The sequence below is a fragment of the Bacillus canaveralius genome (genome assembly GCF_002860125.1).
Classification (GTDB): domain Bacteria; phylum Bacillota; class Bacilli; order Bacillales; family Cytobacillaceae; genus Bacillus_BJ; species Bacillus_BJ canaveralius.
Genome location: NZ_PGVA01000015.1, coordinates 1 through 9,902, shown reverse-complemented (window position 1 = coordinate 9,902; position 9,902 = coordinate 1). Strand labels below are relative to the sequence as shown.

7 protein-coding genes are annotated in these 9,902 nt (G+C 31.8%); all 7 read right to left on the bottom strand.

All coding sequences use genetic code 11. The features are described 5' to 3' along the window. Positions 1-160: 160 nt before the first annotated feature. The 7 genes from CU635_RS08290 to CU635_RS08265 all read right to left on the bottom strand — a co-directional run bounded on the left by CU635_RS08290 (position 161) and on the right by CU635_RS08265 (position 9,548). Positions 161-1,096 carry a UvrD-helicase domain-containing protein gene (locus CU635_RS08290; RefSeq protein WP_101576779.1) on the bottom strand — a complete coding sequence of 312 codons (936 nt, stop codon included), beginning with the start codon at positions 1,094-1,096 and terminating at the stop codon, positions 161-163. Between the two features lie 26 nt (positions 1,097-1,122). Next, the gene (locus CU635_RS24330; protein WP_142382845.1) at positions 1,123-1,230 is read right to left on the bottom strand and encodes a UvrD-helicase domain-containing protein; all 108 of its coding nucleotides are present in this window, start codon (positions 1,228-1,230) and stop codon (positions 1,123-1,125) included. Then, the gene (locus CU635_RS08285) at positions 1,217-2,845 is read right to left on the bottom strand and encodes an ATP-dependent nuclease (protein WP_101576777.1); all 1,629 of its coding nucleotides are present in this window, start codon (positions 2,843-2,845) and stop codon (positions 1,217-1,219) included. Before CU635_RS08285 ends, CU635_RS24330 begins: the two co-directional genes overlap by 14 nt. A gap of 292 nt (positions 2,846-3,137) precedes the next feature. Further along, on the bottom strand, positions 3,138-4,307 hold the full coding sequence (locus tag CU635_RS08280) for a helix-turn-helix domain-containing protein (protein ID WP_180956644.1): 1,170 nt from the start codon (positions 4,305-4,307) through the stop codon (positions 3,138-3,140). Beyond that, positions 4,282-4,962: a hypothetical protein gene (locus tag CU635_RS08275; RefSeq protein WP_101576773.1), complete on the bottom strand. Its 681-nt coding sequence runs from the start codon at positions 4,960-4,962 to the stop codon at positions 4,282-4,284. Before CU635_RS08275 ends, CU635_RS08280 begins: the two co-directional genes overlap by 26 nt. Positions 4,963-5,449: 487 nt before the next feature. After that, complete coding sequence (locus CU635_RS08270; protein WP_101576771.1) at positions 5,450-8,590, bottom strand: DEAD/DEAH box helicase; 3,141 nt, start codon at positions 8,588-8,590, stop codon at positions 5,450-5,452. Next, the gene (locus tag CU635_RS08265; RefSeq protein WP_142382847.1) at positions 8,583-9,548 is read right to left on the bottom strand and encodes a hypothetical protein; all 966 of its coding nucleotides are present in this window, start codon (positions 9,546-9,548) and stop codon (positions 8,583-8,585) included. Before CU635_RS08265 ends, CU635_RS08270 begins: the two co-directional genes overlap by 8 nt. Positions 9,549-9,902 lie beyond the last annotated feature (354 nt).

Below are 9,902 nucleotides of genomic sequence, written 5' to 3'. Positions count from 1 at the left end.
TTGATTTTTATTCCATTTTTTCATCCTTGACTTTTTCATAGATTTTTTGTGCAACGCTAGTGACTTATTGACTAGTTCATCTGACCTCAAGACTATATCATCCTATAATTAGACTAATTTCTTTCCCAATTACGAAGTGTATATAGCACCTTCTTTGATTTTAATTACCTACATAAATAGCAACAGACCTTGTCGCCCTGGTTATAGCAACATAGTACTTTGCCAAAGTCAAAGCTGCTAAAGAATAGTTTTGACCCAAGGCATGTTTTCTCATCTCTACAGTTGGAAGAATAAGAACCCTATCCCTTGTGAGACCTTTTGAATTGCCGAAAGACATAGATTCAGGAAGCACATTAAGCTTCAGACTATCTAACTTTCTAAGACTCGGTTTACTATAATATAAAACAGAAGGCAAATAATTATTGATATATCCTTCCATTCTTTCTTCAGAGGATAACAAAATAATACCATCTTCTTCTAAAATTTTTTCGGTTTGACCAGAGACTAAATTTAAATCATCAAATAGTTGATTGGCAAAGTCGCATATTTGCTGATTACATCTATAACATAATTCCAGTGACTCAATATCAGAAATCCCCATCTGTAATCTAAAAAAATTGAAAATGTTTTCACTTCTATACCGCCTATTTTTAAGACTATGATTTGTAGAATACGTTGCTTGACGGTTATCTCCGACCATAATAACATTGCAAATGAGACTATAAATATAATTTAGAATATCCAAATCATATCCATTCAAATCTTGAATCTCATCAATCAAAATTGTTCTATATATTTTTTGTAATCGATTAAATACCAAACCATTCGTATGTACATTAGTCTTACAACAAAACTCTGCCAACCTTTCAGCATACAATTGATTTTTTGAATTTAAATAATAAAATATATTATTACTTGTAACTCCTGATCTTCTTGGTATTTGCCCGACTTGTCTAAAATCTAATCCCTCTAATTTTGGTGCACCTACCATTTTTCTATAAGGTTTAGCCAAATCGTTATAAAGAAATTCTGTCCAAGTTCTACACACAATTTTTGAGGGAACAACTCCTTCTCGCAAAGCAATATCTTCTTTCATTGATTTTAAATTATTAGTGGTATATGTTAAATAAGCACTTTTCCTTCATTAACTAAATCCAAGGCATTATCAATTAGTAATTTAGTTTTCCCAGTACCTGCTCCAGCCTGGATAATTCTTTTAACGTACTGCATTTAATATATACTCCGGATAGTCAAATTCTTCGCTGTCATCTAAATAAACTTTTAGAGCCCAATCTGCCTTGTTATTGGTCATATATTTATTTAGAACTTCACTTGATAAATCATCTTTTTCTAAAACTCTCTTTAGTTTTTCATAATTTGAGGATACATGTAAAAACTGTGGCTCCAATGTTTTCAAATGGTTATTTTCGCTTGCACATATATGTATATACTCTTCCTGATATTCTTCATATTTCCTTGTAATATTTTTTTCATAATCACCATCATTATCAGTAACCACAAAAGTTTCGATCTCTAAAAGTTTAGAAATATCTAAGAATCGTTTAAAGGACAGACCGTTTACACTAATAATATCAACCCCACAATCCAAGGGTAATTTTCCCTCATTATTATCGGAAAAAGATTTACTTACTATTAATTCATCAGCTGGTCCTTCAACCAAAATAACTTTTTTGGAGAGAATAAAACGTAATGTGTTATAACTAGGTATTTTTTGAAAATATTTAACAGTATCATCAGGCAAATCCGTCATCTTTATTATATTACTCTCAGAGATCAATAAGAGATTGTCCAATTTTAATTTATTCAAAATATAAGAATCATGTGTAGATACAAATATTTGTTGATTATCGGCAATTTCATTTAACTTAACTAACAACATTCGCATATTTGAGAAAGATAAATGATTTTCTGGTTCTTCAATCAACAATATTGTTTGCCTGGCTTTCCTGCTTTGAACAGCAAAGATAGTTTTCAAGATGTTTTGATCGCCCCTGCCGATATTTTCGAACGGAATACCCTCGACATACGCATTGATTGCTGTTTCCCAATTTGTTTTATTACTAATATCTAAAGATAAAGATACTTCTCTTTCGTCATCCAGAAAAGCTTTCTTTTTTTCATTTATTCCAAAATTCAAATTTACTATATCTGGATTATGTGCAAACTGTTCTTTATAACTACGATATAGTACTGATAGATTCGCTTTCTGTTTATCATCTAAGGTATCGTTGACCAATCCTAAAAAATATTTTTTTGGAACAGCATTTATAGCGGATTCAGACGAATCAATCAATAGTGATTTGACTGGTATACTCCTTGGAGTAATATTTTTACCGGCAAATGTAAACCATTCAACTTCATAGTATTCTGTTGGAATAAAGGATACATTTTCTTGTTGAATATATTCTTTATACTCATCTTCATACTTACTTGAAAACATGATTCTAAATGTTAAGCCACAATTTTCCCCACTTATAGAAGACTCTGCCCCCGTCAACTCATTCATGTGTTCATCATCTGTATCTGAAAAAAATATTTCAATTGTTATTTGTGGTGGAATAACTGCTTCGAGTTCACCTTGCCTGTAACGTACAACATTGTTAATAAACTGATTGGTGGTATTAATGTTAAAAAGATAAGGATTCAATTCATAATAGATAGGTTTATTACGAATAGTGCCGGTCAATGCAAGATGAATCAATTCGAGTATTGTCGATTTTCCTACACCATTATTTCCAATCAAGACAGTCAAATCTTCATTAACAGTGATATCTAAATTCTGAAACTGTTTATAATTATTGACGATAACTCTTTTAATAGCCAACTTTACAGTCCCTCCTTCTTATTAAAACCTGTAGAGTTGCAAAATTATGAATTTTTACCTATTAATCATTTTATCATCTAAAGAATAACTCCTTCACTAATTTTCCATATATAATGTGTAATATATTAATGAATGAAAAATGCTACCCCCACAGGGGATTGAACAATAGAAAAACTGCACCTCCAATTGTTATGTGTGTGTAACAAATGGGGTGCAGTTCAGATTGAATTAGTCTCATTATTTTCTTGATATACTTAATGTCTTTAACTTTTAGGCATGCCATCCACATATTTTAACTATTTTTGTTATGAAGATAAACAACATTATGATTCTCTACATCAAGGGGCTTACTTAAAGGCTTTTCTACAACTAGCTCGCCAAGCAAACTTATATCCTCAATAGTCAGGCCAATTTGAAAAGATATTTCTTCAATCGTAATATTATACTTATTAATAATCATATTTAGGGCCTGGATAAACAGCATTGGCTTTTCTATAGGGATTATATCATCAAGAGGTTCATGCTGGCGCCACTTTTTACGACTGATCTGTTGTCGCAGATATAGTGCATAATCCGATGTAAATATCCCCAATTCCTCCGCACGATAAACAATGGCCTGGATAGAAGTTTTCCAATGCTCTTTTAACAGAAGTAAATAATCCAATCCTGAAGACGAAAGCTCTGGCACTAATGTAGCTTCAGGCATTAATAAAGAAGAAGCAAATCGATTAGCCTCTTGCTCAATTCTTTTATGCTTACTTTTATCATTAATATCCTTTTCTGTGTATCTGGAGTGTAATAAAATATGTCCCAATTCATGCGCAATATTAAATCGTAAACGAACCGCAGAAAGTCTTTCATTATTTAAAAGAATATATGGTCGATTTTTATAAAAAACCGTACATGCATCAATTTTTTCATTGTCCATTTTTGAAGAAGAAATTACAATACCCATTTTCTCACATAGTGCTGTAATATTACTGATTGGTCCATCACCTAGGCCTAAATAGCGTCTTAACTGTTCCGCAATAGAATCAATTTCACTCAAATCTAATTGTCTAAACTCTGTATGGTTTGCAATAAAATCTGGGTATTTAAACTCTGGAAGCCGAATTCTAGACTCAATAAATTCTATTACGTATGCTAGCAAGCGGACTTTTTCTTTAACTTGATCCTTATATTTTCGAGCAACGGCAGCACCACTTCTAAAAAAGTGTGAAGTCTGCGGATCTAGATTATTATTATTGTCTGAGTAGAAGAAAGATGGTGTGAATTCTAGGATACCTGAAATCCTCTGAAGTGTTTCATAATCTGGAGATGCTTTTCCATTTTCATATTTTGAAACAGACTGATGACTTAAATTCAAGAGTTTCCCTAATTCTTCTAATGTAACACCTCTAGCAATTCTTGCTGTCTTTAATTTTTTACCGTTAAAATTATGCGTTTGTACCCTCACGTTCATTTTTTCCCACCTCTTCAGCAAATTGCTGAAATTCTTCCAAGCTAAATTCTTTGATGTCTTCAGGTTTGCTTTTAGGGTACTTACCATCAATCAGTGTAAATTCTTCAAGTAGCTGAATTTCGCCTATCCATTTTTCATTTTCCCCTGGTATCCCAAGTGAGATAAATAAAGGTTCCTGGCTTTGATAACCGTGGTTTAATTGAAAGTATTGCGGTTTATCGCGAATTTCGTCAAAAGATAGACCATGTTCATCGAAGTCTATATAGCTTTGGAAATGTTTAATATATTGATCCCTACAAAAAGCCGGTCGACCAATGTTATTTTTACTGTTTACTTGGTTAACATGGAGAAGCAACTCGTCAGTATAAAGTTCAATCAAAGAAGCAGATTTGTTTGAAGTATAGCCCACTCTCCATTTTAAAGGCAGATTACCGTTCTTGATTTCTTGGACTAAGAAGAATTCAACTGCAATGTTTTTTATATTTGGAATTAGAGTTTTCCCACGTTCCCAATTGAATAATCCGGTATTCTGAGTAATTCTATAAGACCACATATATGCGTTATTAATTATTCCTGGTATCTTCATCCTTACTTCACGAGGAAAACAAGTTTCAATTACTTCTCTGGCACTCTTTTCTTGAATATTAATACTCACGTAATCACCTCTTTGTATCGATGCAACCATTTTACAATTTTTACTCTATTTTTGCAACCGTTATACTCCGGATAATTTCGACATTTTAAATATTCAAGGCAAAAAAAACATATGTATTTACCATATGAATTAATGATCATTTAGATGAGATTTCAGGCTATTTTTCGGTATAGAAAATACCGAACGTTAGCAGAATGTTTCCTTCGAACCTTCGGTTGGAAAATGTTTTTCTATGATAATTTTTATGCTTGGCAAATTATATTGGCTGTGCAGATAAATTTTCTATTTGACCGATGCTCCATTTGTCTGGTATCCAACTTATTTCTAGGATCTTATCTTTTTTATTCAGTATCTAACGCTTTAGTTACTAAGCAACATGTTCACCGACAGTAATCTTGGTAACTTTGAAGAGTTAAAAATACCTTACTTTGTACATAAGGATTAGCATCATGTATGGTCATATTCAGAAAGATAATGAATCATTTTTTCACTTCAGGATCTTCAGAAATGCTAATCCTATAGTATTATCTAGACCGTCAATTTTATTATTCCTTTTCCATTTTCCAATTAATTGATTTATCTTTGCATCTTTTGACAAATTTCCAGATAATTCAATTGCTTTTTTTCTCGGTAAACCTAGCTTCCTCAACTTTAATGCATTCGGGTTATTAACCCCATAACGGATATATTGTGATAACAAAAGGAAATTTTCAGGCATGTCTCTATTTTGATAAACAATTAATTTCAATAATACTACATATGCATTAGCAATATGGCTAGCATTCCTTATTCCATCTTTACTAATTTTTATAGATTTTGCTACACTAGTTCGGTTTGTACGATTTATCTTTGTTAAGTCAAGAGTCCCAACCCCGTGTTCATTAAGGACTTTTGCCAACTCTATAAACGTCCCTCCATTAACCCACGTCTTTAAAAACTGATTCATTACTATATGATTAGAAAATGTTTCATCTATATTTTCATGAATAAAATTAATATCGAATTTTTGAATACATTTAAAGAAACACTCTAGAATAATTTCATCAGAAGTATCTTCCAATTTCATTCTGAGTTTTTCTTCGTCTATAGATGATAATAACGTTTCAATAACACTTACCTTGTTTGCTGATTGAGCAGCAGCCTTCAATACTAACTCTTTATTTGCTGGAAATCCTTCATACCATTCCTTCCATTGTATCGACACACTATCAATTTCTTTTTCTTCCAAAAATTGAGTAGCTAATGTTTTCTTGATGAGATCTTTTCTTGTGGTCTTCGTTGGTTCTCCCAAAACATTGGTTATTAATGTGAAATTATTATCTAAGTCCTCTTTATTCAACTCTTTATTAGCTATTTCCTTAGCTATATTTAAGAAGCCGGACGTTGTTTTTTCCGTCCCATCAACTCGTTCAAGGTATGAAATGGATTCATGGTCTAATTTAAAACCGGCTTCTGATGTTGTAGCAGGATATTGCGGAATCACTATGCCTAGAGATTGTTGACCGAATCCTGGTCTTCCGGCTCTACCTAACATATTAATTACTTCTGATTTAGATAGTGGCTTTCCACCTTCTTCTGAATATTGCTTTGTAGTATTTACTACTACTGCAGAAGTTGTGAGATTAAGCCCTTGGGATAATGTTCCTGTAGCACAAAGTATACCGTTTTTAGTCACTTTAAAAAAGTCTTCCACAGCTTCTTGTTCTTCTTTTATAATAGCTTGTGTGTGTATTCCAACACCAAATTTTAAACCATCCACTAATTCCGACTCAAAACCTAACTCTTCTTTCGCTAAAACTAAATAAGCTTCCGAAAATTCATTGACAACATTACTCTTCACCCCTAATTTTTTATGTTTTTCGATTTCTCCTAACAAGTGTCGTGTACCCTGAGAAAATATCATCACTGTATTATCAGCAGCAAAATAATTTCCTATCTGCCTGGATAGATCATTTCCATAGCCTACTATATTCCATTGTTCTATACCTCTATTATTCTTTTTTAGTTCAAACCTAATATTCATTTTTTGAGGTATATCTACAATATACGCCGATTCCTTATTTTTCTCCCAAACATCCTGAACACAAAATAAAATTTGTGTCTTTACACTGGTAGTATATGATTTCTTTTTGCACCGGTGAGCTTCTTTTAAAGCATTTGATATTGATATTTCGGGATGCGCTATAAACCCTCTTAAAGTCCTTGCCGGTCTCCATTTCAAATTTACTATTGATAGTTTTTTATCATTTAGTTTCCCGAGCCACTTTTCTATTTCCTTAGATTCTTCAATTAATGCAGACATTATTAAAAACTGACAAGACGATAATTCAGCAATTCTACTTATTAATAAATCCAACAGTGCACCACGTGTTCCATTAAAGATATTATGGAATTCATCAACTACACAAAGATTACATTTTTCTACTAATTCTTTATTATTTGCAATTAAAGAAACACATTTTTCAGGTGTAAGAACTAAAACAGCACCTCCATCGTTTATATCATCCGTATCAAAAGTATCGGTATCATCTAATAAAAAAATGTTCTCTTGATATTCTTGATGGACATTTATAACCTTGGCTATATTCTTCTCGACTTGTCTACATAAAGCAATTGTAGGAGCCAAGTAAAGGATTACTTTATTTTCTTTAAGTTTTGTTATAATTTTATGTTCAGCTATTAAACTCTTCCCCGTACCAGTGGGAATAGATATTATTCCATTTATTTCATCTTGAAAAAGACCTTCTTCTATCGCTTTTTTATGGGGTGGCCATACTAAGTATATTCCTTCATTTAAATAGCGTTCCATGTGTTTCTCCCATGATAAAATATAGCTAGGGGAAGGATTACGAAGTGTAGAAATGGCCCTTTCTCTTGAATTTTCTTCAAACATTTTTAAAAGAAGCGCAATTAAAGCAATCGATTCCTGATTACATTGCATCGCGTGTTTGTACAAGGTATCTAATGTTGGATTTATATCTCGGTTCCATTTTCTATGAACTACAACAAACTCTTTAGAAAGAGTATTTAAACAATAATTTAATTTATATAAACAAGCCTCTTTCATGTAAGGTTCTAGGCTTTTTCCAGTTATATATTCAGGTATTACAAGCTCTTCTAATGATATTGGGACTTGTTTCATCTTCAATATAGAAAAATTACAAAGTTGTAGCATCACTTGGTGCTCAGTACTTTTGTCAACAAAACTAACAGGTAGTAATTCCATAAGTGGATTTACTACACCGCTTGCATTGGGATCATATCCTGAAATGTGATACAAAAGAGCAGAAATTAACCTATTCAAAAATTCGTAGTCCTCAATTTTAATTTCTGAAGAAGAATCTAATTGTGGACTAAGAACTTCATAGGCAGATGCACAAACTAATGCAGCTGATTCTCTTTCCTCACCTTTTAAACTTTTGTCAAATAATATCCTGTAAAGTAATGCTTCTGCCAATGCCATCAATGTTGACAAGTCCTCTATATCCTCTATAAATTCCCGAGATTCCCGTTTATTTGCTACTTCTATCGTAATTTTTAACATTAAAGTTCTAATATCTTCACCATTTATATTATTAAGTAATTTTGAAGCAATATCATATCTTCCTTTGGCATATCTATCAAACATAGATCTCTTTTTCCTTTTCTTCTATATAGTTAGTTACTTTAATTGAAACAGCATCATAAAAATAATCCAATCTCTCTGTATGTATTGCTTCACATTGTCTAAATTGCTCACAAGTAGCATTTGGAGTATGAACTTTAAAATCTCTAAATTGCGATCCTCCTCTAGGCTTTTTGCTACGGTGCTCTATTGTTAATCTATAAATAATTTTTTTTTGCCATAATATATGTTTAGATATCTTTTCACTTATCCTGTCAGTAGGCTTTTCAAAACTATTAGCTACAGCCTTCATAACTTGTCTTATGTCTGGCCACTTCCTTCCTGAATCAAAAGTTTTAAATGCCTCTAACGCTTCTTTTGTCCCTTCTGATGGACTCTGTCTATTTTTAGATTCTCCAATAATTAAATAATACTCATTTTTCAAGTTGTCTTTTGCTATAGCAGCTAGATCTAAGCCTTGCTTTTTTGAGTTCAGATGCATGTAATGCACACCTTGAATAGAAAATTCATATGGTTTACAAGCCAATGTGTTTTCAATAGATAGGAGCATTATATGAGATAAGAGTTCTAAGATGAATGGATTCCTTTGGTTTTTAATATATTCATCAAAAGATTTTTGATCTCCAAAATACTCCTTTCCTGTAAAGTAATCTTTAACCTCTTCTAGAATATTCATTTCAAATTGTTTATCTGGTAACATATTTTTCAAAGCTTCATAACTCATTTGCCATTCTCCAGATTTTACTATGTAACATAGCTCAGCAACTAATGCTATCTGTTCCTCTGATGTCGGATCAAAATTTGTTAATATAAACTCTAAATGCGATTTATCAGTAGTATTAGTAGGCCATTTATTATGTTTCACCTGCCAAATTTGATAAAGTCGATTCATTATTTCACCAACTGTTCTATTTACTTTCAAAATACCACTTCCCATCCCAATTACATAGTTTACTTTCAAATTATCAAATACCTTTAGCGCATATAAGTAAGTAGAATTCCCGGTTTATAGCAAAAAATCATTTACAACTCTATTGTAATTATCCCATATTTTGAAAATTATTACATTAATAAAAATAAAAAAGAAAAGACTGACATATTTCAGTCAGTCATAGGTTTATTGTTCATTTAAATTAATTGGTTATTAATGTATTTTCAACTAACAAATAAACCTTAATCGCCAGTAAATTATTATAGAACCAGTTATTTAAAAGATAAAAAATAACAACCAGACCCTGTTTAGGAATCACTCCTGTAAACAGCCACTTTATTTCCTCTAAAAAGTGGGGCATTTTTTCAAATTTCTACAGATTAA